Below are 26391 nucleotides of genomic sequence, written 5' to 3' on the forward strand. Positions count from 1 at the left end.
TATGGAAAGTTTGTGAACACTGGAGCTCTTCATTTTGTAAATAGTGAACATATTACTAAGTGAAGGTAGGACATCTTCGAAACATAGGAAGTTCAATTGATTAATTAGAGATATGAGGGAAAATGCTATGCAAAAATTAGTTTTATTAGGTGGCGGTTATGGAAATATGCGTATTTTACTACGTCTATTACCGAGCTTACCGGCAGATGTAGAAATTATACTAGTAGACCGTACACCATTCCACAGCTTAAAAACGGAATTCTACGCACTTGCAGCAGGTACATCAACAGATAAAGAAATTCGTGTTGATTTTCCTGAACATGATCGATTAAAACGCGTTTATGGTGAAATTGTTCGAATCGATCGAGAAGACAAAAAAGTTTTCTTAGAAGATGGGCAAGAAGTAGAATACGATCAGCTTGTTATAGGTTTAGGCTGTGTTGATAAATATCACGGTGTTCCAGGTGCAGATGAATTCACATACAGCATTCAAACGATTGCAAAGGCTCGTTCTACATTCGAAAAAGTATGTGGTTTAGCACCAGGTGCAACGGTAGCCATTATCGGTGCAGGTCTTTCGGGTATTGAACTTGCGAGTGAATTACGTGAAAGTCGCGCGGATTTAAAAATTAAATTATTTGACCGTTCTCAACGTATTTTACGTGACTTCCCAGAAAAGTTAAGTGAATACATTAAAAGTTGGTTCGAGAAAAACAACGTGGAAGTAATCGCAAATTCAAATATTACATGTGTTGAAGAAGGTCGATTACACAATCATGACGAAATTATCGAAGCAGATGTTATAGTATGGACTGCTGGAGTTCAACCGGTAAAAATCGTTCGTGACTTAGATGTAGAAAAAGATAAATTCAACCGTCCAGTTATCACAGATCATTATCATGTCATTGGTGACGAAGATGTTTATGTAGTAGGGGATTCGGCTTCTTCACACTTACCTCCAACAGCACAATTAGCAGAAGAGCAAGCAGAGCGTATTGCAAAAGTGCTAAAAATGCGTTGGAAAGGTGAAGCATTACCAGAAAAACTATCTGAAATCAAAATGAAGGGCTTCATGGGTTCTTTAGGTAAAAAACAAGGTTTCGTCCACTTAGCAGATACAACCGTAACAGGTCGTATTGCACGCCTTATGAAGTCTGGTTTACTTTGGTACTATAAAAGACAAAACGATAACTAAAAAAATGTCCAGCCAAGGATTTCTTGCGCTGGACATTTTTTTATTCTTCTACAGGAACAAAGCCTAGCTGTTCAAGTGCAGTGAATACTGGCTTGATTTGTACGTAGCCTTCACCAACAACTTCATCATTAATCAAAACAAGTGGGTAGAAAAATTCATCTTCTTGAATACGATTGGCGTAATCTTGATCGCGTTCATTCTCAATTACACCTTCGATATCGATATATCGGATTGTAAATACTTGGTTTGGATATTTGCGTGTTATAGCAGCTTGTAGCCATTCGTATGTATCCTTAGATGATGGTGCATTGACACAGCTTGCGCACATAATATCTGCACCGTAAATTTCAATAATTGGTTTTTTAGTAGACATAGAATTTCAAACCTTTCGTTATTCATTAATGGATTTTTTTACTTCTTCACATTATAATAACTTTAGTGAAGGGAGTCGAGCAAAATGACAGAAACAGAACAATATCAACAAGTACAAGAAGTTTTAGATAAATTACGTCCGTTCCTATTACGCGATGGCGGTGACTGTGAATTAGTAGACATTGAAGATGGTATCGTAAAATTACGTTTATTAGGTGCATGCGGTAGCTGTCCAAGTTCTACAATCACGTTAAAAGCTGGTATCGAACGTGCCTTATTAGAAGAAGTACCAGGCATTATTGAAGTAGAGCAAGTATTCTAATATAACGGGTAAAGGCAGGAGAATAGCTCTCCTGCCTTTTAATGTGCAACTTTTTCACGGGCAGCGCGTACAAGTTCCCATTGTTCTTTTGCCATATCTACTAATTTGGCCTCACCACCAACACGTTGAGTCTCAATAACGCGTGAGAAAAAGCGTGTTGCGTTTTCGTAGTCTTCTAAACGTCGTGATAATTCCGCAACCATATACATTATGCGTACATCAGACATTTGCGTACTTGAATAGTCACCATTAGAGAAGCTTTCCATATAGTGGTCACGCGCAATTTTTAAGAAGCGTAGTTCTTGGTTATAATTATTTAATGAACGGTACAGCCATGCTAAACGCAGCGCTAAGCCCGATGTAATAACATATTTTTCTTTTTTAATCGTTGCACATAAAAAGGCTAGTTTGAAAGCTTGAATTGCATCAAATACCGTACGCTCAGTTTTGAAGCTATGAGGTATCCAATTTTCGCAAATTTGCTTATTTAAATTCTCTTTTACACCAGGTGCAAAATATTTATTGAAATCTTCGGTAAATGAAAACCCACAGTGTTGGCATACAAATACATTATAGTATAAAGCGTTTACATGCTTATCTGCATAAATAGGTTGAAAGTCGGATTCGGTATGCTCAATTTTTATTGATTTTGTACGAACTTTTAGTGATGTGAAGCTTTTTTTGCAGTGCATACATTCTATACTTTTTTCATAAAATGGAGAAATTTCCATGTGATCATACCTCTCTGCTAAAATATTAAGTATATTATATCAATATTCTTATTAAAGTAGTAACTAATTATTAGATATATTATGAAATTATTAGTACAATATTCCTTTGAATTACTTATTATATATAGTCTTATTTTCTTTGGAGGATGAAAACGTATTAATTTTTCAAGATAATCCAAATAGAAAACACATCATTTCCTTCTATATTGCGAAAAATATGTTTTTCTAACAGGCAGTTTTGTTGTCAGAAGGGAAATACAATTGATATGATAACCGTATAAAGGAAGGTGACTGGAATGGCGATTGAAAAACAGGTAGTAATTTTAACAGAAGCAGCCTCATTTCAAGTCAAAGAAATGATGGCTCATAACGAAGAGGAACATGCAAGCTTACGTGTCGCAGTAAAAGGCGGCGGTTGTAGTGGTTTATCGTATGGGATGGCTTTTGATAATGATGTAAACGAAGATGATTTTACAGATAATCAGTTCGGCATTCGCATTTTAGTTTCTAAGGATGATGCCGGCATTTTACAAGGTACAAAAATTGATTTTAAACAATCGCTTATGGGCGGTGGATTTACCATCGATAATCCGAACGCATTAGCTTCATGTGGTTGTGGCACGAGCTTTAAAGCGGCTGCACGTCCAGCTGAACCGCAAAGTTGTGAGTGATGGATTGTAAATAACGGTTAGAATTGGTGTGCACACAATCCTGAAAATGTGTAAACACAACCTTAAAATGATGTTTAGGGTTGTAGATACCGAGCCTTTTTGATTTGTAAGTTGCGAAAGCAAAACGAATCAAGAAGGCTTTTTTGTATGGTTTTAAGAAAAATATTGACCTTGTAATATCTGCTAGAAGTGCTGAGGGTGTGTGGCAAAAGAATCATTCACACAGGCTATCTAAATGTTGCTGTACAGTAAAGTGGAGGGCTACAGCGAGATAGAGGCGATGATAACAAAAGGACATGCATAATGGGATTAAACCATTGATGCAAGTCCTTGAATGATGTGTAATGGCTATTGTTCCCATTGCTGAAAATAACTCATAAAATTATTTTTTCCCCAAGGTTGTCTAAATCTCTTTTTAAGTTAAAAAAAATTACTATTCTATGAGACCTTTCTGTAACTCGACCAAAATCAACAATTTGTTGTATTTCAACTATGTCATTCGTATAAATTTTTTGTGAGTCTCTAACTTCGGTAATCTTTACGCCTAAATTGTCAATAGATTCCCAATGTACAATGTTAAGTTCAACTATTCCCTGATAAGAAGCTTTAATACTCAAGTCATCATCTCCCTGTTTCTTAATAACTGAAAATTACGTTAATACAGAAATCGTAACATAATAGAGTTTGGATTGGTAGATAAATGGAAGAAAGGGGGCTGTTACCACAGGAATAGGTGAGGGTGTCTAATCAGTTCCAACTTTGAATGATCTTATAAAAACAAACTTAGCAACTTCTAAGAAGCGTTTAATGAGCTGGTAGTACTTATGAGCGCAGAAATTGGAGCAGAAGAAACATTCACACAGGCTTTGCTACAAACCCTTTCGTGAAGTTACAGGAGTGAGTATGTGAAGGCACAGCGAAAGAACTTGCAAATATGGGATTCTAACATAAATGCAAGTCCTTTTCTTTAATTATCAGAATCCTTAAGTATTAGTTTAGGAATTACCTTGATATAGATTATTTCCCCTATTAATTCCACAATGGTTTGTGTAACGATTACAGCCGACGCTAACGTTGCCCAAGGCTTAGGTAAAGCTAATGCTAAAGGTAGAACTACTAGGGAGTTCCTTGTTCCTGTACTAAAAATTAATGCTCTTCCTGCCCCTTTATCTAAATTGAATGCATGCGCAATAAAACGAGATACAAGTGGTGTAATGATTAAAAACAAGATATATATCGGAATAACACGCACGATTATCTCGAAATCACTGTATAGCTTACCAATTTGCGAAGCCACTACCACAATTAATACTAAACCCATAAACGGAACGGGCAACCACGTAGTAAAATCTAGTGCCTTCTCACCTATTGTTTTCTTTTTAGCCCATAATTGAGTAAAGACAGCTAATATTAGAGGTGCTACTATTAGAAATAAAAAAGCTTCTAGGAATGGCTCTAAATGAACAACTCCTACCATCTCTTCACCTATAAATAGCCATAGATAGAATGGAAGTAATATCATTTGTACTACAAATAAAATAGGTGTCGAAGCTAACATTAATTTCTCGTTTCCCTTCCCAAGCTGAGTAAAGACTATTACGTAGTCAATACATGGAGTTAGTAAGACCAAACAAACTCCTAATAATATTGGTGAAGATTGAGGAAATATTGTTATTAAGAACCAAACGATAATAGGGACTGCAATAAAATTCCCCACTAGTAATGCACCCATAAATTTGAGGTTTGAAATCGCCTCACGTAGTTTTAAAAATGGAATTTGAGCAAACATTCCATACATGAGTACAGCTATGAAAGGTGAAATAGTCCAATCTAAACTAGTTCCTAAATTTTTATCTGATAGACCTATTATTCCTCCAAAAATTAATGAAAAAACATAAATCCAGATTTGATGATTCTCTATCTTTTCCCTTGTAATATTCACGTCTTAATCCTCCCTATCTTAGGATGCTTCTTTCAAGGGTGATAAATGCCCTAATTCTTGTTTAAGGATACAGTGAAGTCTTTCGTAAGTATAACATGGCAATTATTCATATCTCCTGACTACTGTACAATATCTTTCTGACAAATATTCGATTTAGTAATGAAAATTAAAATTCCCCTATTATCGAGTCTTTGAAAAGCAAGATAGAGGTATGTAAACTTATAATGCAAGTAATGATGAGATTGCGTTAGCACTTCATTAAGTTGGTTAGGGTTCAATTGAATCAGTGACATATACAATCCACTCTGTGATTTACATTCGATCATAAATAAATGAAAGCCTTAGCATTACAAAAAAAATTGCTAACCGCTTTTTTGTACGAATATTTCAAACTTTCCCTAGTATATTACTATAATTTAACGTATCTCTTTGTATTATCTAAATTTTTGAATTATGATAGTGGTACACCTTACGAGTGAAGGAGGCTTTTACATTGAGTGTTTTAGAAATGTTAGATAAGCTTGATCAAATTGAAATCTTATATGAACCAATATATAGTGCTGATGGTCATCGCGTCGTTGCGTATGAGGTTATCGGGCAAGTAGATAGTGAAAGTGGCATAATTAATATTGAGCAAATTACATACGAACAAGACGTGCCAGCAGATATACGTGCCGAAATTGAACAGTTATTTGTACGTAAGTCACTACAATCCGTTGCACACTTGATTTCAGATGTCGGGCTTTATATTCCATGTAATCCGAATTTATTAGTGTTAGATTACGGTGAAAGCTATTTTACGATGTTGAAGGAGCTTATAGATGAGCAAAATTTACCTCAAATTACGCTTGTTATGGCTGAGCATAAATATACAGGTGAAATTGATCAGTTACACCATTTAATTCGTTATATCAAAACGTATGGTGTGAAAATTGCACTTTCAGATGTCGGCTCACAAACACAGTTAGAAAACTTACTCATGGTAGAACCGGCTGTCCTAAAAATTAATGTCGGGCAGCTGAATTATAATTTATGGGGCTCACAAAACCATGCATTTGCGACAATCCGCGCACTTGCGGTGAAAATGGGCACATTGTTACTCATCGAACATATCGAAACAGTGTACCAATTACAGCACGGGTGGAAAAATGGGGCACGTTTTTTTAAAGGCCCTTATTTACAATTACCAGACAAACAATTTAACTCACGTGATTCGCTAAAAGAGCGTTTCCGTAGCGAATGTGAGCAGTTTATTGCAACGGAAAAAAAACAACTCCTTCATAAATATGAGGAAATGAAGCGTTTAGAAAAAAAGATTTGTACAATTGTTGAGCAAGTGAACCCATCAGGCTCGCAACAGAATAAGCTGATGCAGTTAGCGAATGCCCTCCAAAACTGCGCATTCCGAATTTATATTTGTGATAATAATGGATTCCAGACTAGCCCGAATATTCGCAGGAAGGAAGGCAAGTGGGAAATTCAAGAAGCAGCTCAAGGGAAAAATTGGAGTTGGCGACCGTATTTTCTGTTAAATATTATTAAATTGGCGAAGGACCATAAAGGTGATTTGTCGTCTGTTTATAGTGATATTGAAACAGGTGAATTAACGCGCACCTATTCAATGGCATTAGCAAATGGAGAATTTTTATTTATTGATATTGCTTATGATTATTTATATGAGCATAATATTGTAAATTGATGTAGCAAAAATTAATGGAAAAAGACATGTGAAGGTCACCTTTGCATGTTTTTTCATATACGGGGGATTAATAATGGTAAAAAAGGATCGAGGGAAAGTTTGGCTAGGGGTAGCATCCATTGTTGAAAATGCAAACGGTGAGTGGCTGCTTGTAAAAAAGACCTATGGGGGACTTAAGGGGGTTTGGTCATTACCAGCGGGTTTTGTTCAAGAAGCTGAAACGGTAACGAAAGCAGCGATGCGTGAAGTATTAGAAGAAACAGGTGTTATGTGTAAAGTCGTTGGTTTAGTTGGTTTTCGTTCAGGTGTGATATTAAATGATATTAGTGATAATATGGCGATTTTTTATTGTCGACTGGTCGATGAGTTGGCACCGTTTATATTGCAAGACCGAGAAATTCAAGAAGCCTGCTGGATGTCACCGAGAGATATTGTCATGCATGAATTATCGTCAGTGATGTTAAAAGAAATGGCACAGGAGCATGTTGCGCGCCATATGCACCCCATTATAGAGGACATTAATCCAGGCGATGATTTTGGCTATAATGAATATCATTTATATTTCAAGAAATAACCCTTATAAAATGATAAAAATCACGTACAATATGAATGAATTTTGACAATTTGGTTCTTAATTTCATTATTTTGGATGTACAATTGAAAGCATAACCCCAATCATGTAAAATTATGAGAGATTATTGGGGGTATACATAACATGAATGACGTTTCGTTAGTACAATTAATTATTTCGGTTGTGTTATTTTTTGTCATGTTTTTCGGAATTGGATTTTTATTAAACATGCTATTACGCATGACGTGGTTAATGGCCGTACTTTATCCGATTGTTGTTGTATTTATTATTGATGAGGTGAGCTTTTTAGATTATATTTTCAAGCCGGGAACAGCTTTTCCAGCTTTAGTCGATAAAGCTCAAGCGTTGCATTTAGTAGATATATTAATTTTAACTGGTGGTTTTGGTGGTGCGATTGTAGCGGGCTTTGTCATGATCGCGCTTCGAAAAGCTGGCTATCGAATGTTTTAACCTCATACAGCAGATGTTCAAACACCCGCTGTAAGAAGTAAAAGCTTCCGGCGGATGTCATGGATTCGGCTTTCCGCGAGCGCAAAGCCGAATCCAGACGCAATTAAGCCAAGGCTTAATTGATTTTAGATGGAAAAAACACGCTTACAATTATTGTGTAGGCGTGTTTTTTGTCTGTTAAGGAAATAATAAATTATCGAATTGTGGATTACTTTTACGAAGATTTATCTTCCGTCTAGGCTAAAGCGCCAGCCCCTCGGCCATTTCGATCCCTCCTGCAAAAGTGGTGGAACGTTTACTTTTGCGTCGGGTCCTCCAATGTCTGAGGCTCACACGATGTGAGTCATTGGAGGCATGCCACATGGACGTGGCGTTTTGCCTACTCGGGGCTGAACAGGCGCATTAGCGCTTTTGTTCTTTACATCATAAGCGCATACCATGTAAATGACAGTACTATTCCCGAAAGTCCACCGATAAATACCTCGCTTTTTTTGTGGCCTAATAATGTTTTTAAGTCTTGTATTTTTTCTTGTTCATTCATTTCTGGCCAACGTTTGATCTCTTTGAAGAATAATTGTAAGTCGTGGCGCAATTCATTTAGAACAGCAGCATGTTGACCTGCTTGAAAGCGTACGTGACTGGCATCGTACATAACAATACCAGCAAGCATCGCCGCTACCGCAAATGTAGGGGAGCCAAAGCCTGTTTCAATTCCTATGGCCGATGCGATGCTTGTTACAGCTGCAGAATGTGAACTTGGCATCCCCCCTGTAGAAGTAAGTAAGTTCCAATCTATTTTCTTTGTCATAATAAAGTTAATGGGAATTTTTAATATTTGTGCAAAAAGAATCGCGCAGACACCTAGCCATAGTGGCGTATTTTGTAACAGCTCCATTATTCCCACCCACTTTCTTGTAATTGCTAATATTATAGCATTAAAGGTAACATTTTTTTACATACGAATATTTTTGTCAGAACATTAAATCGGTGAAAAATATAGATTCAGTTTTCCTTTGAAAAAGATAACTCGAGTGAAAATAGCGAGTATTGTGTTTTTATTATGCGGATTACACTGAAAAATATATACTTTCCTCCCCACTAAAAATCCGAAAACTTAATTTGTTTCGTTCCCCGAATTAACTTTTTTGTATATAATGGAGCTATACATTAGGAGGCGTTTTGTTATGAATATAGAAACTACAGCACAAACATTTGATACTCTTACTTCTGAAACATTAATTGTCGGAGTACAAAAACACCGCGAGCAAATGAAAAATTGGCCAGCATTTATCGAATTTTACGGTGAAACAGTAGATGCTTGGTTACGTGCCGGTGAAATTATTACCGATGCAAAAAAAATTACGAAGCTACCTTATGCAGGTTCACCGGCTTCATTAAAGCGTGTATACTTCGTTGGTTTAGGCGAGCGCAAAAACCTAACAGCAAATGAATTACGTGAAGTCTTTGCTGCAGTTGGGAAAGAGTTAAAAGCAGCGAAAATTGGTAATGTAACACTTTGGGTAGAATCATTTACAACTGATACGCTAGAAGAAGCAGAAGTTGCTTATTTAGCAGGTGAAGGTCTAAATTTAGGCTTTTATTCTGTACAAAACTATAAAACATCTTCAAACGAAGTAGACGTATACTTCGACCAAATCCAATTCGTAACAGAAGCGGCGATGGACGATGTGGTCGCAAACTTTGAAGTTGGTAAAATTTATGCCGATGCGGTAAATGAAGCACGAACACTAATTAACTTACCACCAAACTTACTAACTGCAACGGATTTAGCAAATTACGCAACAGAGCTAGCCAACCAATATGATTTAGAAATCGAAGTGTTAAATAAAGCACAAATTGAAGAGCTTGGTATGGGCGGAATTTTAGCGGTTAATAAAGGTTCGGTTGAAGAGCCACGCTTAATTACGATCAAATACCAAGGGAAACAAAAATGGGAAGATGTAATTGGCTTTGTTGGTAAAGGTGTAACGTATGATACAGGTGGATACTCATTAAAACCGCGTGAAGGTATGGTTGGTATGAAGGGTGACATGGGAGGCGCTGCTGCTGTACTAGGAGCAATGCGTATTATCGGTGAAACACGTCCAAAACAAAACGTTGTCGCAGTAATTGGTTCTACGGACAATATGGTTTCAGGTGAAGCGTTTAAACCAGATGATGTCATTACAATGTACAATGGTAAAACAGTAGAAGTATTAAATACAGATGCTGAAGGTCGATTAGTATTAGCCGATGCTACAACTTATGCAAAACAACAAGGCGCGGATTATTTAATCGATGTCGCTACATTAACAGGTGGGGTAATTGTCGCGCTAGGTAAAGATAAAACAGGCGCACTAACAAATGATGAAGAATTTTTCGAAGAGTTTATGGGTGCTGCCATTGAAGCAGGGGAATTCGTATGGCGCTTACCTTTAACTGAAAGCGACAAAAAACGTATTCGTAAATCGGATGTAGCCGACTTAAATAACTCACCAGGGCGCGATGGTCATATGATTTTCGGTGGAGGCTTCGTTGGTGAATTCGCAGAAAATACACCATGGATTCACTTAGATATCGCGGGGACATCAGATGCTGATGCACCACATGTATTAGGTCCTAAAGGTGGTACGGGCGTTATGGTTCGTACACTTGCTACGTTAGTAGAGTTACGCGATAACGAATAACAATAACAAGCCCCTTTTACGGGCATATGATCTCCCATCGACGCTTTCAAAGCCTTAATGCGGACGTCTTATTGTAGTTTTTAAACAAAGTCATGAAGTTTATAAAAAAAGTTTGATGAAAAATCCTGAGTTGATACGCAGGATTTTTCTCGTTTCATAAACAAGCCATAGTATTGAATCATGTTTTTTATGTAAGGTTAGCGAGCGATGGGTGAGGTAAACAAAAAGAGTTTTGAGAAGATAAAGATTACAATAAATACGGAGTAAGAATTTTTGCATATCGAAGATGAAAGAAGGATTAATAAAATGATACAATCTGTTGTACATATTGCTTTAGTTGTTCAAGATTATGATGAAGCTATTGAGTTTTACACAAAAAAACTACATTTTACGTTAATTGAAGATATATATCAACCAGAACAAGATAAACGATGGGTAGTAGTATCCCCACCTGGCTCATCTGGTACTACAATATTACTTGCAAGGGCTTCAAAACCCGAACAAACATCTATTATTGGTAATCAAGCAGGAGGAAGAGTTTTTCTATTCCTTGGGACAGATGACTTTTGGCGAGATTATAATGAAATGATAGGTAAGGGAATTGAATTCGTTAGAGAACCAAAAGAACAATCATATGGTATTGTTGCGGTATTTAAAGATTTGTACGGAAACTTATGGGATTTAATCCAATTTGAAAAAAATCATCCTATGTTCCAACGAGTAAAATAGACTAAAACCTTTAGAGCACTTATCAAAGTACTCATATATTTATAAAGCATACAAAACGAACCTAAATAATATTTCCAAATCAAAGGTAGGGAATACAAGGGAAAGCAATAAACGCTGTTAAATTAGTGTTTGTAGCCTTTTTTATGAACATTGTTATGCGTGTTTTTATGAAACGGTATATAAACATAGCTATAAAAAGACCTTCCTGATTTTGCACAAAATCACTGCAGATATGCTGTCTAAATAAAAAACGTGCATGTATAGACAATTTATTAATGCTGTAAATTTACCTTTTTAAGATTAGCTTATACAAAACAATAGCCTACAATTCGAGAATTATAGGCGAGTAACTAATAGCAAGAAATGCGGTAGAATATGCTAGGAAAAAGGGGAGGAGGCTTTACAATTGGTGAATCGTTATCCATATGGTGGCTTTGGCGGCTTTTTTCCATTCGGCGCACCATTTCTAGGAGGATTTTTAGGGAGTTTTTTAGGGGGTTCATTTAACCGTTATCCGCAACCATACTATTACTATCCGCCGTATCCATATCCATATCAACCGTACCAACCTTATCCACCATATCGCAGACACCGTAATTGGTAAGGCCATACGTATAACATAAGAACATTCTTGCTCACCCCACCATTGTTAGCTATGATAAGTAAAGAAATATTACGAGCTTTGAGGGAATTAATTTATGAAAAATCCATATTTATATGGTTACTTACCACTATTTACAATCATTTTATTTAGTTTTACATTTGGTATTTTTGGAGTATCTGAATCGCTTCAGTTTTTTCAATCTATCGGTGTATACAATGGGATGCGTGAGTTTTTATCGGATTTAGAGTTGCGTTTTGTGCTATTAATTGTATTTGCATTATTATTTTTCATGGTTTTTTCGGCATTAAAGTTGATTGGTGAAACAATTCATGAACTTGGCATGTTATTTTTTTCGAAGGATAAAGAAGGTCAAACTATTCATGCAGCACGCGGTGGCTATGTGATTTTCTTTTTCGGTGCGTTTGCATCAGTTATTGGAATTCAATCTTGGATACTATTAATTGCTGTATTTTTAACGACTACGTTCTGTTATTTCATTTATTACGTCTATAAAATGAGCCAATACATGTCGGTTGTTGGTGTAATTGGGCTTATATTCTTTGAAGTGTTATCGTGGTGTTTATTATTAGCGTTAATCGTTTACGCGATTGTGAAATTGTATAATGGTGTAATAGCGAGTTTGCCGTTTGTATAATGTAAAAAGCTTGTTTGTCTTAAGTTAATTCAAGACAAACAAGCTTTTTTATGTGGGTAGGAAAATATAAAATGTTCTAATTGGTTATGGCATTGAAAATTGAGAAATGAATCTTTTGCTTTTCAATTGCTTCCATCGAGCGTGGTGTATCATAACCGATCCATACGGCTGTCGTATAATCATTTGTTAAGCCTGCAACCCAATAATCTTTAAACTGATTGGTAGTACCTGTTTTTGCACCGAGATAGCCTGAAGAGCTATATAATCCTTTTCCTGTACCGTTTGTGACTACTTTATGCAATAAATCCCGCATCGTATTGACAGTGCTTGCCGACCAAATTTTCTCACGTTCACGTGGCCAACTATAGATTGTTTCCCCTTGTAAATTTGTTACTTTACGAATACTACGTGCGGGTGCATAAAAGCCGTCAATAAAGCTAGAATACGCATCGGCTAATTCAAGTGAGGTAACACCGTAAGTTAACCCTCCTAAAGCTGACGCATATGTACGATCCTTATCGATAATCGAGCGGAATTGGAAACGATCGATATATGAGAAGGCGGTATCCACACCAATTGTATTGTAAAGCCTTAATGCAGCTGTATTAATACTGTCTTGGAATGCCTTCTCAATCGTTACGTTGCCATACCAAATCCCTCTGTAGTTTTCAGGACAGAAATTACCTACACAATATTGTGCGCCACTAACAATGGAATTTTTTGTAGCGGTTGTTGTTTCGAAATACGGGGCAAACACGCTAATTGGTTTAAAGGCAGAACCTGGTTGACGAGGGGATTGAAATGCCCGATGTAAATCATACTTTTGATAATTCTTGCCACCGAAAATGCTGACGATTTCACGTGTTTCATTATTGATAACTGTCGCACTCGCTTGTAATTCTGAGTGAGATAAAATATCGTTAATTGCTGCCTCATCTTGCTTCTGCTTATCTGGCTGGAGCGCAGTATAGATATGGATACCTTGCTGTAATAGGGTATCAATTTTCTTTTGTAGCTCTAGCTGTAAAAATTCTTTTTCCATTTTGTCTGTCGTAGAAGCAATTTGTTCATTATAACCTGTTTGCTCGCCGATGAGCCATTTCAACTCTTGTAAAACATAAGTGCTATAACTTGGATACTGTTGAATCTTTGTTTTAACAGCGAGTTCAATTGGCTGTTGCTTATGCATAGCTGCTTCTTGTAAGGTTAATATTTGATGTTCAGTTAATTTATCAAGTAAGCGTTCTTGACGGGCTTTCGTATTGTCAAAGTTTCGTAATGGATCATACAAGGATGGGTTATTCGGAATCGCGGCAATAAACGCCATTTCCGCTATCGTTAGTTTTTCGAGCGGGCGATCAAAATAATAGGTTGCCGCTGCACCGATACCATATACCTGATTGCTAAAGTACATTTCATTTAAGTACATTTCTAAAATTTCTTCTTTTGAATAAACTTTTTCAAGCTCATACGAGTAAAATAGCTCCATTAGTTTACGTTCATATGTTTTGTCGACTGATAAATACCGCATACGGACGAGCTGTTGCGTAATGGTCGACCCACCTTGCTGAATCGACTGCTCATTGCTATTGGCAATAAATGCACGTGCAATCGCGCTGACATCAAAGCCGATATGATCATAAAAACTTTCATCTTCACTAAAAATAAAAATATCCTTCACCACTTCAGGAATATCATCAAGCTTTAGAGGCTGTGACCATTCTGTATATTCTTCACTAAAAATTTCATTGTTCGCATCGTACAATGTGATTGGTAATGTCGAAACAGTATTTTCAGGAAGCTCCATCGATTTTTCGATAAGTTGTTCGTGCTGTTGTGCTTTTGCGAGTTCTTTCCATACTTCGCTTCCGAGTAAAAGTAGTAAAGGGATGCTACATAAGATAAGCATGTAGCCAAAAACTTGTTTCATAAATTACCCCCTAATCAATTACGCCTCGGCGTAATTGCGTCCAGATTTTTTTCGAGCTCGCTCGAAAAACTCCCCTAAAAAATCTGTGACATCCGCCGAGGCATTAACTTGATTCAGCCGGGGTTTGAACCCCCACTGAATAGAATTGCATATTTAGCAATCATCTCCCACTTATAGAAGAAGGGAACTTCTGTACCTGTCGTTTCGCTTTCGGTACAAAAAGAATTGCTGAAGCCAGTTATATGTATCTACAAAAGAGTACCATAAAAGGGACATACATTTAAGCGTGGTTTTTTAAAAGTTCATTCATATATTGTTTTGGAAGTTTACGTAAGAAATACATTACTGTAAAAGCACTTAAAAATAATAAGCCCGTTGTGTAAAATACTGAATGAATACCACCAAAGCTTGCAACAATCCCACCAAGTACTGGTCCTAAAATATTGCCAAGGAAACGGAAACTTTGGTTATAGCCCATAATCTCACCCTGCACTTCAATAGGTGCTTCACGACGAATGAGCGCGGTTGTAATTGGAATTAGCCCACCAGACACAATACCAAACATGAAGCGTAATAAAATAAGCTGCCAAAGCTCTGTAACGAATGCCTGTGGAATAATGAAAACAACTGCAAGGATAAGTAAAAAAGATAATACTTTTTCGTAGCCATGATGGTCACTCAGTTTTCCCCAAAAGCGTGCAAATAATATATTCCCAAGCCCTGCAGCACTAAATGTAACGCCTGCAAGCATCGCAACTTCCTGTGTGCGAGAAAGTTCAGAGACATAAAGCGAAAGCAAAGGCTGAATACTAAAGTTCCCGATTTGAATAAGTGTTGTAACGAGCATGACATTTAAAATGAGGCGGTGATGAAAAATCGCCCAAATGACATTTTTGCGTGAGTAGATGGAATTTTTCATTTTACGAATAATCGTAGGTTCATGAATACCAATGATAATAATGATTGCAGCAATCGTAATTGAGATTGCAGTAATAATAAATGTATATTTAAAACCAAATGAATCGGCCATTATTCCACCAATGACAGGACCAAATAATGTCCCACCAACACTTCCCATCTGTAGTGTTCCAAGAGTTTTACCAGCGACTTCTTTCCGTGTGTGTTTACTAATAAACGCCATAGAAGTAGGAATAAAGCCTGTTACGATCCCCATTGCGAGCCTCAGTAAGAAAAATTGTTCAACGTTTTGTACGTAACCCATTAAGAAAATACTCGCAGCAATGCCGAAGCAGTTAATTATCATAATTGGCTTGTAACCATATTTATCGGCAATTCTTCCCCAAATGGGTGACATTAACAGTGCGCTAATAAAGGTCGCTGCAAAAATTAAACCAGCCCAAGTTTGTACGTAGCTATCTGAAAAATCACCTAACGTATCAATATATAGTGATAAAAAGGGCATAATCATTGTAGCTGAAGCTGCTACGATAAAATTGGCAATTAAAATGATGATGAAGTTATGTTTCATATTTTGCAAATAAATCACATTCTTCCGTAAATTTATTAATTAAATTTCAGTATAACTTATTTCGGGTTCCGAAGAAAGTGCTTCGCAAGTTAATAGCAGAAATTGCATAACTTGTGGTAAACTGAAACTTGGTAGCAATGGGAGAATATAAATGGATATACTGTCATTGATTTTTCATGTAAACATTTCTATTTATCTATACCCAAGCATTCATAATTTATTTAAAGGAGAGACAAATATGCTTCCACAATTATCAAAAGAATTAAATCCTGGTGAAGTAATGGTAGAAATGAACACAACTATGGGTTCAATCAAAATTAAATTATTCCCAGAGCAAGCACCAAAAACAGTTGAAAACTTTTTAGGTCATGCAAAATCGGGTTATTATAACGGCATTATTTTCCACCGTGTTATTCCTAAATTCATGATTCAAGGTGGCGACCCAACTGGTACAGGTATGGGCGGCGAATCAATTTGGGGTGGTACTTTCGAAGACGAGTGTGTTCCAGAGTTATTAAACATCCGTGGTGCACTATCTATGGCAAACGCTGGTCCTGGCACAAACGGTTCTCAATTCTTTATTGTACAAGCTCCTCAAGTTGAAGTTTCGATGTTAAAGCAAATGGAAGTTCGTGGCTGGTCTAAAGAAGAAGTAGAATTTTATAAGAAAAACGGTGGTACACCATGGTTAGACGGTAAGCACACTGTATTCGGTCAAGTAGTTGAAGGTATGGAAGTTGTTGACAAAATTACGAACGTTGACCGAAATATGCACGATAAACCAAAAGAAGATGTTAAAATTGAGTCAATCACTGTAATTGACTAATTTTTAAAGGATGTGTTTCGCGGGTGAATCAATTTTTAATCAATTTCTCTGGTGGCTTCTTATATTTCCCTAAAGATAAATCGCTTTATTTACCAGCTGCTATTGAATTTTTGATTTTAATCATTATTGTTTTTGCAACATTTTATTTATTCCGTCGAATTTCTGCTCGTCAAGCTGAAAAGGCACAACATCTAGAAATGCGCGCGTTACAAGAGCGTGATGAGCGCATGGCGAAAGAAAATGCAAGAAAATAACTGCAAAAGCAATATACAAAAAGCGTCCCGAAGCTAAATTGGGGCGCTTTTGTTCTTGTTAAGGAAACTATAAACTATCGCATTGAGGATAACTTTTACAAAAAGTCAACTCCCGTCTAGGTTAAAGCGCCAGCCCCTCGCACCATTAGAACCCTCATGCAAAAGTGGTGGAGCGTTTACTTTTTCGTCGGGCCCTCCAAAACTTGCGGCCCACACGATGTGAGTCATTGGAGGCATGCCACATGGACGTGGCGTTTTGCCCACTCGGGGCTGGAAGGGCGCTTTAGCGCTTTTGTTCCTATTGTAATGCTTTTTTAATACCTTCCACACCTTGCTTCACTAAATCAAATGGGCATGCGACATTCATACGTAAAAAACCTTGTCCTGCTTTACCATATTTTGTTCCTGGGTCAAGAGCAACTAAGCCTTTATGTATAAGGCGATGCATTATTTCATTTTCTTCAAGACCAGTTCCACGGTAATCAATCCACATTAAGTATGTTGCATCAGGAATTGAAACACAAATACCTGGAATTGCATTAAGTTCAGTAACAACATAGTCCATATTATTTTTTATATAGGGAAGTAGCTCATCTAACCAAGGTGCTCCTTTTGTATAAACGGCCTCAACTGTTGTACATGCAAAAACATTTAAGCCCATTTGTCCATGTGCTTCTGTATGTGATTTTAATGCATCAAATAATTCTTTGTTTGATGCAATCATCATCGCTGCATGAATACCCGCGATGTTAAATGTTTTTGTCGGCGCGATACATGCAATAATTTTTGCATTATCTGCATTTTTAACAGTTAGTGTCGGTGTATAACTTTTCTTAATTAAAATATCTGCGTGAATTTCGTCTGCTAATAAATACACATCATATTTAATGCAAAGTGCAACAAGCTCCTCTAATTGTTCACGACTCCATACAATACCGATTGGATTGTGCGGATTACATAAAATGTACATCTTGATATCAGATTGGAAGATTTGTTCGAGTTTTTCAAAGTTTAAAAAATATTGACCATCTTGCTCAGTTAGCTCACATGTAATGATTTCTCGTTGTTGTGCATTTGGAATATTGAAAAATGGAGGATAGGCTGGTGTCGCCATTCCGATTTTGTCACCTTTTTTCGTAAATGTCTCAACAATAGTGGCAATTGCAGGTACAACTCCTGATTGGAATAGGATTGTATCTGGATCGATTGTCCAGTTGTGACGTGTTTGATACCATTGCACCGTGGCATCTTTAACCTTACAGTTTTCGAACGTATAACCAAAAATGGGATGTTTTAAACGTTCAGTTATGGCTTCACTTACTACTGTTGGTGCGGGAAAATCCATGTCAGCAATCCACATTGGTAGAAGCTCTGATGTATTCTCTAAGTTATAAACCTCGCACATTTTATCCCATTTAATGGAGCTAGAATTTCGGCGTTCATGAATTTCATTAAAAAATGACATTAATAATCCTCTTTTCTTTTTGATATGTTCGAACCTATGTTATCATACTAACTAATAGAAAGAGAGTAGTTAGGTGAATAAAATGGAAAATACAGAAATGAACCAGAAGTGTGTACAACTATTGCTGGACTGGGATCCGTTTAATTTAGGCTCAGAAAGCTATGAAACTGAAACTGCTGATGTTGTAGCTGCCTTGCAAGGAATTGACGACCCATCTGAACTAGCAAAAGTGATTCAAACTGTTTATGAATACTCTTACGAACAATGGATCCCATTTGAAGACTGTGTCGCGATTTCATATAAACTTATCGCAGAAAAATTTATAGCAAAATGTATTATCTAACAAAAACGAGCAACCCAAACCAATGGGCTGCTCGTTTTTTTATTTTAAACCGTCGACTAAATTCGAAACGGGTACATCTAGTATTGTAGATAACACGAATAATGATTGCTTTGAAGGGATTTGTTCACCTGTTTCGTATGCAGTTAATTTTTCGATACCTAGCTGCGTTTTCATTGAAAGCTCTTCAATTGATAATTTTTTCTCTATACGTAAAAGTTTTAATTGTTCATGAAGTGAAACCTTCATGTGGTTCACATCCTTCCTGAAATTTCGATTATTTTAAATATAATATGCAGGAAGATTTATGAAATCCAATATTATGTGAAAAAATGAAAATTAATAAAGGATTATCCGATAAATAATTTTTGGATAAACCTTTTAATACTTAACTAAAGAACACTTTATTTACGAAAATAGCAATGATGCATAACGGTGCTAAATAACAAACAATAAAGTACCAAATATTATAGACAACCGGTAAAGTTTGCATTTCCTCACGCGAAATTTTCTTCGAACAATGATATCCCGCGAAAATCGACGTTAATAATGCACCAATCGGCATTAGAATAGCGCTTGTAACATAATCTACGAAGCCGAAAATCGAACGGTTTAAAATTAATATCTAATAGAAGTCCAAATGATAAGGCTCTAGGAATCCCTACGATGAAAATGACTGCTGCAAAAACCAAGTTGTTTTTTTGCGAGATTGTGTTTTTTCGCGAATTCCAATTGATACAACAACTTCAAGCATAGCAATCGCACTTGGATCCTTTTGACCTCGACGCCCAATCATAAATTCGGCTATTAATAAAGGTAAACCTATAATAACTATACATTTAAAGCAAAATATTTTGTGAAATGCAATAATTTTAAAAGGAAAATAGATCGATCTTTTTGTTTTAAGACGTTAATTTTGTACTCTATATACAGAAAATACTATATTAAGTCGATTCTTTGTTACGCATAGTATCATATGTTATAATTTAACATGACATATACGTATTGATGAAAAAAGAAGGTAGGAACAAAGTATGGTAAAAAAAATTGAAGTAGGTGACGTACTAATCGGTAAAGTAACAGGAATTCAACCATACGGAGCTTTTGTTGCTTTAGATGAACAGACACAAGGTCTTGTCCATATATCAGAAATTACTTACGGATTTGTAAAAGATGTAAATGACTTTCTATCGGTAGGGGAAGACATTGAAGTTAAGGTGCTTGAAGTAGACGAAGAACAAAAGAAAATTAGTTTATCGATTCGTGAGTTACAAGAAGTACCCTATTATCGAAAAAAAGAGTCGCATCCAAGACGTTCATTACAAGATCGTGTGGATGAAGTCGATGCGGACGGCTTTAGAATTTTAAAAGACAAATTAAAAGATTGGATTGAGCAATCAGGTCAGTAATGACAATAAGAAGGTGTCCGAGAAGTAATTCTTGGACATCTTTTTTGCATAGTAGAGCAAGAGGCAGGGACAAAAAAGAAAATGATAGAACAAAATACAATCGGACTAACACTTTTTTGACTTACGAGGGAGCTTCAATTTGATTAGGTGAAATATTAATATTATTTTTCACATTTTTCAAAAAAAACGAGATATGTACCAACCACTTCGATTTTCTTTTTTGTAATAAAAACTAGCAATATTGTATATTTTTATATCGAAAAAGTATTTTTTTCATTAAATCACGACTGAATTCAGAAAATTATTCGAAGTGTGACAAATTATTTAACAAAGTTATATTGAAGTATGTTACAATGTTGGCGGAAAGACACTATTACATTAAATTTTAAAGAGGCGAATAACAATGGCTGAAAATTTAAACTTGTTTACATCAACTCAAGAAGTAATTCATGAGGCATTAAATAAACTAGGTTATGATGAAGGAATGTACGAATTATTAAAAGAACCACTTCGTATGTTAACAGTACGCATTCCAGTAAAAATGGACGACGGTACAACAAAAGTTTTTACTGGTTACCGCGCGCAGCACAATGATGCAGTAGGTCCAACAAAAGGTGGGGTACGCTTCCATCCGATGGTTAGTGAAGAGGAAGTGAAAGCGCTTTCTATGTGGATGACATTAAAGTGCGGTATTGTTGACCTTCCTTATGGTGGTGGTAAAGGTGGGATAATTTGTGACCCACGTGAAATGTCCATGGGCGAAGTTGAGCGTTTAAGCCGTGGTTATGTACGTGCAATTAGCCAAGTAGTAGGGCCAACAAAAGACATTCCAGCACCAGACGTATTTACAAATGCACAAATTATGGCGTGGATGATGGATGAATATAGCCGCATGGACGAGTTTAACTCACCAGGTTTTATTACTGGTAAGCCAATTGTACTTGGTGGTTCACAAGGTCGCGATCGTGCAACTGCAGAAGGTGTTACTATTGTAATTGAAGAAGCTGCAAAAAAGCGTGGTATTGAAATTAAAGGTGCACGTGTTGTTATTCAAGGCTTCGGTAACGCGGGTAGCTTCTTAGCGAAATTTATGAGCGATTTAGGTGCAAAAATAATTGGTATTTCAGATGCACATGGTGCACTGCATGATCCGAATGGTTTAGATATTGACTATCTATTAGATCGTCGCGATTCATTCGGAACGGTGACAACATTATTTGAAAATACGATTTCTAATAAAGAGCTATTAGAATTAGACTGTGATATTTTAGTTCCTGCTGCAATTGAAAACCAAATTACGGCAGAAAATGCACATAACATTAAAGCAAACATCGTTGTTGAAGCGGCAAACGGTCCGACAACGTCAGAAGCAACAAAAATTTTAACAGAGCGTGGCATTCTTTTAGTACCAGACGTTTTAGCATCAGCAGGTGGTGTTACGGTATCTTACTTCGAGTGGGTACAAAATAACATGGGCTACTACTGGACGGAAGAAGAAGTACGTGAAAAATTATATGCAAAAATGATAACGGCTTTTGACAATGTTTACACAACGGCTCAAAACCGTAACATCAACATGCGCTTAGCAGCTTACATGGTAGGTGTACGCCGCACAGCAGAAGCATCACGCTTCCGTGGTTGGGTATAGGAAATAATTTAGTCTCACTTCTTTCGTAGAGGTGGGGCTTTTTATAAATTGAAACTTTGCTCGGGAGGCCTCATCCCACCGAGCATTAGTTTTCACTAATCGGGCTTTTAGGGATAGTGGATCGTCCACTTTGCTTTCTAAATGCGGGATAAACGACAGGAGGATTTTCATGAACAAATTTTCATTTTATAATCCAGTAAAAATTCATTTTGGTAGGGGCAGTGTTGAATATTTACGTAAAGGGCTACCGCAGTATGGACAAAATATTTTAATCGTATATGGTGGAGGAAGCATTAAAGCGAACGGTGTGTATGATGATATCATGAAGATTTTAAGTGACTTGAATATGAATGTATTTGAGTTGGCTGGTGTTGAACCAAATCCGCGTGTTGAAACGGCACGTAAAGGGATAGCCATTTGTAAAGAAAATAATATTGATATTGTATTAGCTGTTGGTGGTGGTTCTGTAATCGACTGTTCAAAGCTTATCGTAGCAGGGGCTAAGGTAGAGGAAGATGCTTGGGATATCGTTTTGAAAAAGGTTTTGCCTACAGAAGCATTACCACTTGCAACTGTATTAACACTAGCGGCAACTGCATCTGAAATGAACTCAGGATCTGTGATTACAAATTTAGAAACGAAGGAAAAATTCAGTTGGGGCAGTCCGGCATGCTTCCCTAAATTTTCGATTTTAGACCCTGCTTATACATTTTCTGTCCCTAAAGATCAAACGATAAACGGTGTTGTTGATACGATGTCACATATTTTCGAGCAATACTTCAACAACGCATCAAACACGCCAATAACGGATGAGATGAGCGAAGGGATTTTACGGACATTAATCGAAGTTGCACCAAAAGCTTTAAAAGATCCTACTAACTATGACTACCGCGAAACGTTAATGCTTGCGGGTACGCTCGGCTTAAACGGATTTTTATCATTAGGTTCGCGCGGAGACTGGGCAACGCATAATATCGAGCATGCGGTTTCGGCATACTATGACATTGCACATGCAGGAGGTTTAGCAATACTTTTCCCACACTGGATGAAGCATAATGTACAAGTCAATCCAGCACGCTTTGCAAAAATTGCGGTGAATGTATTCGGTATTGACGTTAAGGATAAAACAGATGAAGAAATGGCATTAGAAGGAATCGACGCATTATCGGCATTTTGGACTTCAATTGGTGCACCAAATCGCTTAGCGGATTATAAAATTGATGCAACATACTTTAATGAAATTGTTGAGCACTGCATGGTCAATGGTCCATTTGGTAATTTTAATAAGCTTCAAGCAGAGGACGTACGAAAAATTTTAGAAATGTCTCTATAAAAAAAGACTGTCCAAAAGTGTTTGCTTTTGGACAGTACTCCCCTCAAATTTACATCATACCTTTTTGTTATTCTGTTTCATTGCTGTGTGTTGCCATCTGCGCTCACCGTCGTCTTCGTCAAAGGCCATTGTCACTTTTGTTACGCCTTTTTGATTTAATAGTAAATCCGTTAAATGATCTCGTACGTCATCCAAATAGGCGAGCGATAACTTCGGATCTGTTTCGGCTATAAGCTCAACATGTAAAAACTCACCCTCTTTAATTACTTCTAAGCGAGCGATATCTTTAATATTTGGATCTTCCATTACCAAGTTTCCAATGTGTACAAGCATTTCCTCATCTGTTTCTCCGATTGCGCCTCTTGCGTTGTCTAAAAACACACGACCAACCACGTAAAACATCATCAGACCGATAATCATTGACACTAAACCTTCAATACGATAGAACTCTGTGAAATAAGCAATAATAATTGCAAAAAATGCGAGTATATTACCTGATGTTGCAACTGAATCTTCCATCCAAACAAGTTTTGTGGCAGGTTTTGCACGGTTCAAATATTTTATTGATTGTATGATTGCAACACCTTTTGTTTCAACGCCAACCTCATGCAATACTTCTTTTGCTGCCTTATGCAAAACGGTAAATTCTAAAATTGTACCAATAGCAAGTACCCCTAGTGCAATCCAAATACCTGATGATTCAGTTGCTGGATGTAGGAAGTGATGCCATCCTTCTTTAATTGTTTCGTATGAAAGAATCGCAACGATTAATACAGCCCCTAGACAAACTAGGTTAACAATTCGTCCGTAACCGTTTGGAAATCGCTGTGTCGGTGCCTTTTTTGATAAAGCCGAACCAATAAATACGAAAAACTGATTCGCTGCATCACCGAATGAATGCATCATTTCTGCAAACATCGCAACATTTCCAGTTAAGAAAAATGCCACGCCCTTAATGACACCTAAAAAAGTGTTTACAAATGCAGCTAATAAGGAAGGTCGATTCCCACCTTTTAATAAGCTAAAAAGTTCTCCCATGGCCAATCCGCCTCCGTTAATCTAAGTATTCTATATGGATGTTTTTTATAAACGGTAATTTGCGAAGCCTATTATAAATTGCGAGTGTATTATTTGCTTCTACTGTTGAAAAACGCATATCAATTTCATGTAGAGGCTTTTCAGTTGCAAGTATATCGCGAATGCAAATATTTTCGATAAACATTCCGTGCATTTTCATATAGTCAATTAAATCTTGAATATGCTCGGCTTGATCGATAATAACAACAAGTTTTACTTCGCGCATACGTAATCGTTTAGGACCAAATCTCATTAGAAGTGGTGCTATTACTTCTATTCCGATTACTACGATGACAACGGTAATAAAAGCCTGAATGTAAAAACCAGCTCCGACAGCTATACCGATCGCAGCCGCACCCCAAATCATCGCGGCAGTAGTAAGACCTGTAATACTATCATTTCCTTTTCTCAAAATAACACCAGCACCTAAAAATCCGATACCACTAACAATTTGTGCTGCTAAACGTAAAGGGTCCATCGTGATATTAATATCTGGACGCGCGGGTGTTGAATACGCTGTTTCGATTGAAATAATCGTTAATAAGCAACTAAATGTCGCGATAACCATGCTCGTTTTTAACCCAACTGGCTTCTTTTTTAATTCTCTTTCTATCCCGATAATCAAACTAAGGGTTGCCGCAATTAATAATTTTAACAATACATCTAGTATAAATTGATCTCCTGTTAACCATCCCATGAAGTCCATCTCCTTTTATGTATATATCGAGATTCGAACTCACAAGTGAAAAATCCTCTATTTTTTATAGTTTTCTACAAATGAAAGGAGTAAAATAAGTGCTTATGGAAAATATAATTTAATAGAAAGTAGGGGAATGAACTGGATAAACCACCTATTCATCCATATATTCCAATCTTTATTGGTGTAATTTCTGTTTCTCTTTCCGCGATTTTCGTAAAACTGGCAAATGCTGAATCAGGGGTTATCGCATTTTATCGCATGTTATTTTCAGTGCTAATAATGATGCCTTGGTTTTTAATGTACTATCGCCATGAATTGAAAGAGCTATCAAAGAGAGATTGGTTATTTTCGTCAATTGCCGGTATATTTTTGGCTTTCCACTTTATATTGTGGTTCGAATCTTTGAACTATACGTCCGTTGCCAGTTCAACAGTACTAGTAACGATGCAACCGCTATTTGCCTTTATTGGCACGTATTTATTTTTTAAAGAAAAGATTACGTTGAAAACAGTTGTTGCGGGGATAATTGCGGTTTTGGGAAGCGTCCTCATTAGCTGGGGAGATTTTCAAGTAAGTGGTTCGGCATTATATGGAGACATTTTAGCTTTGATTGCATGTGCACTTGTTACGGGTTATTTACTTTTTGGACAAGATGTTCGTCAGCGATTATCGTTAGTAACGTATACAATTGTTGTTTATTGTATTAGTACGATTACATTATTCTTTTATATTATTGTAAGAGAACAATCATTTGGTCCTTATCCGGCGATAGAATGGTTTTGGTTTATTTTACTAGCGATTATTCCAAACTTATTAGGACATAATTTGTTTAATTGGTCATTGAAATGGGTTAGTACAAATGTTATTTCAATCGCGATATTATTCGAACCAGTTGGCGCGGCAATCTTAGCTATTTTTATTTTCCAAGAGTATTTAACGGGCACGCAAATTATTGGAGGATTAATTGTAATAGCAGGGATTATGCTGTTTGTTGTAGATATAAAAAAGTTTTTCTTAAAAAAAGCTTGATTTAAGTTATCCTTTTGAGTTATATTATTAATTGTCCTCAAAAGGATAACAACTTCAGAAAAAATATTTTGAAATAGTTATTGACTTTGGGGGTACAGTGATGTACAGTAATAAAGTCGCTAACAAAGCGAAAGTTTAAAAGGGGAATGTTATTTACGTAATAATTAATGTATGATAACATAGAGGAGTTACCTTTTAACAATATGAACCTTGAAAACTGAACAAGCAACGTTAATGAATAT

General features: G+C 36.6%; 30 protein-coding genes. 17 read left to right on the forward strand and 13 right to left on the reverse strand.

Translation table 11 applies throughout. The features are described from left to right. The first annotated feature begins 127 nt into the window (after nucleotides 1–127). Complete coding sequence (locus LZ480_RS14185; RefSeq protein ID WP_241370186.1) at nucleotides 128–1195, forward strand: NAD(P)/FAD-dependent oxidoreductase; 1068 nt, start codon at nucleotides 128–130, stop codon at nucleotides 1193–1195. Nucleotides 1196–1235: 40 nt separating this feature from the next. Here the strand turns inward: LZ480_RS14185 and LZ480_RS14190 are convergent, their stop codons facing one another. Continuing rightward, nucleotides 1236–1568 (reverse strand): YuzD family protein, encoded by a 333-nt coding sequence (locus tag LZ480_RS14190; RefSeq protein WP_241370187.1) that lies wholly within the window; start codon nucleotides 1566–1568, stop codon nucleotides 1236–1238. Nucleotides 1569–1652: 84 nt separating this feature from the next. On the opposite strand from LZ480_RS14190, the gene LZ480_RS14195 reads away from it, so the two are divergent. Further along, the gene (locus LZ480_RS14195; protein WP_408641623.1) at nucleotides 1653–1889 is read left to right on the forward strand and encodes a NifU family protein; all 237 of its coding nucleotides are present in this window, start codon (nucleotides 1653–1655) and stop codon (nucleotides 1887–1889) included. Nucleotides 1890–1927: 38 nt separating this feature from the next. Here the strand turns inward: LZ480_RS14195 and LZ480_RS14200 are convergent, their stop codons facing one another. Further along, nucleotides 1928–2620 carry a DUF2225 domain-containing protein gene (locus LZ480_RS14200; protein ID WP_241370188.1) on the reverse strand — a complete coding sequence of 231 codons (693 nt, stop codon included), beginning with the start codon at nucleotides 2618–2620 and terminating at the stop codon, nucleotides 1928–1930. Nucleotides 2621–2916: 296 nt separating this feature from the next. Between LZ480_RS14200 and LZ480_RS14205 the strand changes: the two genes are divergently transcribed. Next, nucleotides 2917–3291 (forward strand): HesB/IscA family protein, encoded by a 375-nt coding sequence (locus tag LZ480_RS14205; RefSeq protein ID WP_241370189.1) that lies wholly within the window; start codon nucleotides 2917–2919, stop codon nucleotides 3289–3291. A 374-nt stretch (nucleotides 3292–3665) separates the two neighbouring features. Here LZ480_RS14205 and LZ480_RS14210 read toward each other — a convergent pair whose 3' ends face one another. Then, a complete protein-coding gene (locus LZ480_RS14210) occupies nucleotides 3666–3908 on the reverse strand; it encodes a hypothetical protein (RefSeq protein WP_241370190.1) in 243 nt (80 codons plus the stop codon). A 350-nt stretch (nucleotides 3909–4258) separates the two neighbouring features. Continuing rightward, complete coding sequence (locus LZ480_RS14215) at nucleotides 4259–5233, reverse strand: arsenic resistance protein (protein ID WP_241370191.1); 975 nt, start codon at nucleotides 5231–5233, stop codon at nucleotides 4259–4261. 493 nt (nucleotides 5234–5726) lie between these two features. Here LZ480_RS14215 and LZ480_RS14220 point away from each other — a divergent pair, with 493 nt between their 5' ends. The 3 genes from LZ480_RS14220 to LZ480_RS14230 all read left to right on the forward strand — a co-directional run bounded on the left by LZ480_RS14220 (nucleotide 5727) and on the right by LZ480_RS14230 (nucleotide 7974). After that, nucleotides 5727–6932 (forward strand): EAL-associated domain-containing protein, encoded by a 1206-nt coding sequence (locus tag LZ480_RS14220; protein ID WP_241370192.1) that lies wholly within the window; start codon nucleotides 5727–5729, stop codon nucleotides 6930–6932. Nucleotides 6933–7005: 73 nt separating this feature from the next. Then, nucleotides 7006–7506 (forward strand): NUDIX domain-containing protein, encoded by a 501-nt coding sequence (locus LZ480_RS14225; RefSeq protein ID WP_241370193.1) that lies wholly within the window; start codon nucleotides 7006–7008, stop codon nucleotides 7504–7506. A gap of 141 nt (nucleotides 7507–7647) precedes the next feature. Then, nucleotides 7648–7974: a YuiB family protein gene (locus LZ480_RS14230; RefSeq protein ID WP_241370194.1), complete on the forward strand. Its 327-nt coding sequence runs from the start codon at nucleotides 7648–7650 to the stop codon at nucleotides 7972–7974. Nucleotides 7975–8392: 418 nt separating this feature from the next. On the opposite strand, the gene LZ480_RS14235 is transcribed toward LZ480_RS14230, so the two are convergent. Beyond that, the gene (locus LZ480_RS14235) at nucleotides 8393–8869 is read right to left on the reverse strand and encodes a divergent PAP2 family protein (RefSeq protein WP_241370195.1); all 477 of its coding nucleotides are present in this window, start codon (nucleotides 8867–8869) and stop codon (nucleotides 8393–8395) included. 289 nt (nucleotides 8870–9158) lie between these two features. Between LZ480_RS14235 and LZ480_RS14240 the strand changes: the two genes are divergently transcribed. The 4 genes from LZ480_RS14240 to LZ480_RS14255 all read left to right on the forward strand — a co-directional run bounded on the left by LZ480_RS14240 (nucleotide 9159) and on the right by LZ480_RS14255 (nucleotide 12649). Then, nucleotides 9159–10661: a leucyl aminopeptidase gene (locus LZ480_RS14240; RefSeq protein ID WP_241370196.1), complete on the forward strand. Its 1503-nt coding sequence runs from the start codon at nucleotides 9159–9161 to the stop codon at nucleotides 10659–10661. Between the two features lie 306 nt (nucleotides 10662–10967). Continuing rightward, nucleotides 10968–11390, forward strand: a complete 423-nt coding sequence (locus LZ480_RS14245) for a VOC family protein (RefSeq protein WP_241370224.1) — start codon at nucleotides 10968–10970, stop codon at nucleotides 11388–11390. 406 nt (nucleotides 11391–11796) lie between these two features. Beyond that, on the forward strand, nucleotides 11797–11994 hold the full coding sequence (locus tag LZ480_RS14250) for a uroporphyrin-III methyltransferase (protein WP_241370197.1): 198 nt from the start codon (nucleotides 11797–11799) through the stop codon (nucleotides 11992–11994). Between the two features lie 94 nt (nucleotides 11995–12088). Beyond that, nucleotides 12089–12649, forward strand: a complete 561-nt coding sequence (locus LZ480_RS14255; protein ID WP_241370198.1) for a YufK family protein — start codon at nucleotides 12089–12091, stop codon at nucleotides 12647–12649. 76 nt (nucleotides 12650–12725) lie between these two features. Here LZ480_RS14255 and LZ480_RS14260 read toward each other — a convergent pair whose 3' ends face one another. Both LZ480_RS14260 and LZ480_RS14265 read right to left on the reverse strand, forming a co-directional pair. Next, nucleotides 12726–14579 carry a transglycosylase domain-containing protein gene (locus tag LZ480_RS14260; protein WP_241370199.1) on the reverse strand — a complete coding sequence of 618 codons (1854 nt, stop codon included), beginning with the start codon at nucleotides 14577–14579 and terminating at the stop codon, nucleotides 12726–12728. A 280-nt stretch (nucleotides 14580–14859) separates the two neighbouring features. Continuing rightward, entirely contained in the window at nucleotides 14860–16077 is a 1218-nt protein-coding gene (locus tag LZ480_RS14265; RefSeq protein ID WP_305037327.1) for an MFS transporter, read from the reverse strand. Nucleotides 16078–16306: 229 nt separating this feature from the next. Here LZ480_RS14265 and LZ480_RS14270 point away from each other — a divergent pair, with 229 nt between their 5' ends. Both LZ480_RS14270 and LZ480_RS14275 read left to right on the forward strand, forming a co-directional pair. Next, a complete protein-coding gene (locus tag LZ480_RS14270; protein WP_241370200.1) occupies nucleotides 16307–16894 on the forward strand; it encodes a peptidylprolyl isomerase in 588 nt (195 codons plus the stop codon). A 23-nt stretch (nucleotides 16895–16917) separates the two neighbouring features. After that, a complete protein-coding gene (locus LZ480_RS14275) occupies nucleotides 16918–17148 on the forward strand; it encodes a hypothetical protein (RefSeq protein WP_241370201.1) in 231 nt (76 codons plus the stop codon). A 298-nt stretch (nucleotides 17149–17446) separates the two neighbouring features. On the opposite strand, the gene LZ480_RS14280 is transcribed toward LZ480_RS14275, so the two are convergent. After that, entirely contained in the window at nucleotides 17447–18613 is a 1167-nt protein-coding gene (locus LZ480_RS14280) for a MalY/PatB family protein (RefSeq protein WP_241370202.1), read from the reverse strand. A gap of 82 nt (nucleotides 18614–18695) precedes the next feature. On the opposite strand from LZ480_RS14280, the gene LZ480_RS14285 reads away from it, so the two are divergent. Continuing rightward, nucleotides 18696–18956, forward strand: coding sequence for a DUF1871 family protein (locus LZ480_RS14285; RefSeq protein ID WP_241370203.1), 261 nt, complete (start codon nucleotides 18696–18698; stop codon nucleotides 18954–18956). Between the two features lie 39 nt (nucleotides 18957–18995). On the opposite strand, the gene LZ480_RS14290 is transcribed toward LZ480_RS14285, so the two are convergent. The 3 genes from LZ480_RS14290 to LZ480_RS19930 form a co-directional block, all read right to left on the reverse strand. After that, nucleotides 18996–19202, reverse strand: a complete 207-nt coding sequence (locus LZ480_RS14290; protein ID WP_241370204.1) for a helix-turn-helix domain-containing protein — start codon at nucleotides 19200–19202, stop codon at nucleotides 18996–18998. Between the two features lie 139 nt (nucleotides 19203–19341). Next, entirely contained in the window at nucleotides 19342–19518 is a 177-nt protein-coding gene (locus tag LZ480_RS14295) for a hypothetical protein (RefSeq protein WP_241370205.1), read from the reverse strand. Between the two features lie 96 nt (nucleotides 19519–19614). Further along, on the reverse strand, nucleotides 19615–19749 hold the full coding sequence (locus tag LZ480_RS19930) for a hypothetical protein (protein WP_255731452.1): 135 nt from the start codon (nucleotides 19747–19749) through the stop codon (nucleotides 19615–19617). Nucleotides 19750–19987: 238 nt separating this feature from the next. Here LZ480_RS19930 and yugI point away from each other — a divergent pair, with 238 nt between their 5' ends. From yugI to LZ480_RS14310, 3 genes are all read left to right on the forward strand, one after another. Further along, nucleotides 19988–20362, forward strand: a complete 375-nt coding sequence (yugI, locus tag LZ480_RS14300) for a S1 domain-containing post-transcriptional regulator GSP13 (RefSeq protein WP_241370206.1) — start codon at nucleotides 19988–19990, stop codon at nucleotides 20360–20362. Between the two features lie 403 nt (nucleotides 20363–20765). Then, nucleotides 20766–22010, forward strand: coding sequence for a Glu/Leu/Phe/Val family dehydrogenase (locus LZ480_RS14305; protein WP_241370207.1), 1245 nt, complete (start codon nucleotides 20766–20768; stop codon nucleotides 22008–22010). 169 nt (nucleotides 22011–22179) lie between these two features. Beyond that, on the forward strand, nucleotides 22180–23343 hold the full coding sequence (locus tag LZ480_RS14310; RefSeq protein ID WP_241370208.1) for an iron-containing alcohol dehydrogenase: 1164 nt from the start codon (nucleotides 22180–22182) through the stop codon (nucleotides 23341–23343). Nucleotides 23344–23397: 54 nt separating this feature from the next. Here the strand turns inward: LZ480_RS14310 and LZ480_RS14315 are convergent, their stop codons facing one another. Both LZ480_RS14315 and LZ480_RS14320 read right to left on the reverse strand, forming a co-directional pair. Further along, on the reverse strand, nucleotides 23398–24381 hold the full coding sequence (locus LZ480_RS14315) for a cation diffusion facilitator family transporter (RefSeq protein WP_241370209.1): 984 nt from the start codon (nucleotides 24379–24381) through the stop codon (nucleotides 23398–23400). Between the two features lie 16 nt (nucleotides 24382–24397). Next, complete coding sequence (locus LZ480_RS14320; RefSeq protein ID WP_241370210.1) at nucleotides 24398–25117, reverse strand: MgtC/SapB family protein; 720 nt, start codon at nucleotides 25115–25117, stop codon at nucleotides 24398–24400. A gap of 141 nt (nucleotides 25118–25258) precedes the next feature. Here LZ480_RS14320 and LZ480_RS14325 point away from each other — a divergent pair, with 141 nt between their 5' ends. Further along, entirely contained in the window at nucleotides 25259–26149 is an 891-nt protein-coding gene (locus tag LZ480_RS14325) for a DMT family transporter (RefSeq protein ID WP_241370226.1), read from the forward strand. Nucleotides 26150–26391 lie beyond the last annotated feature (242 nt).

The organism is Solibacillus palustris, assembly GCF_022549215.1.
In the GTDB taxonomy this organism is placed as follows: domain Bacteria; phylum Bacillota; class Bacilli; order Bacillales_A; family Planococcaceae; genus Solibacillus; species Solibacillus daqui.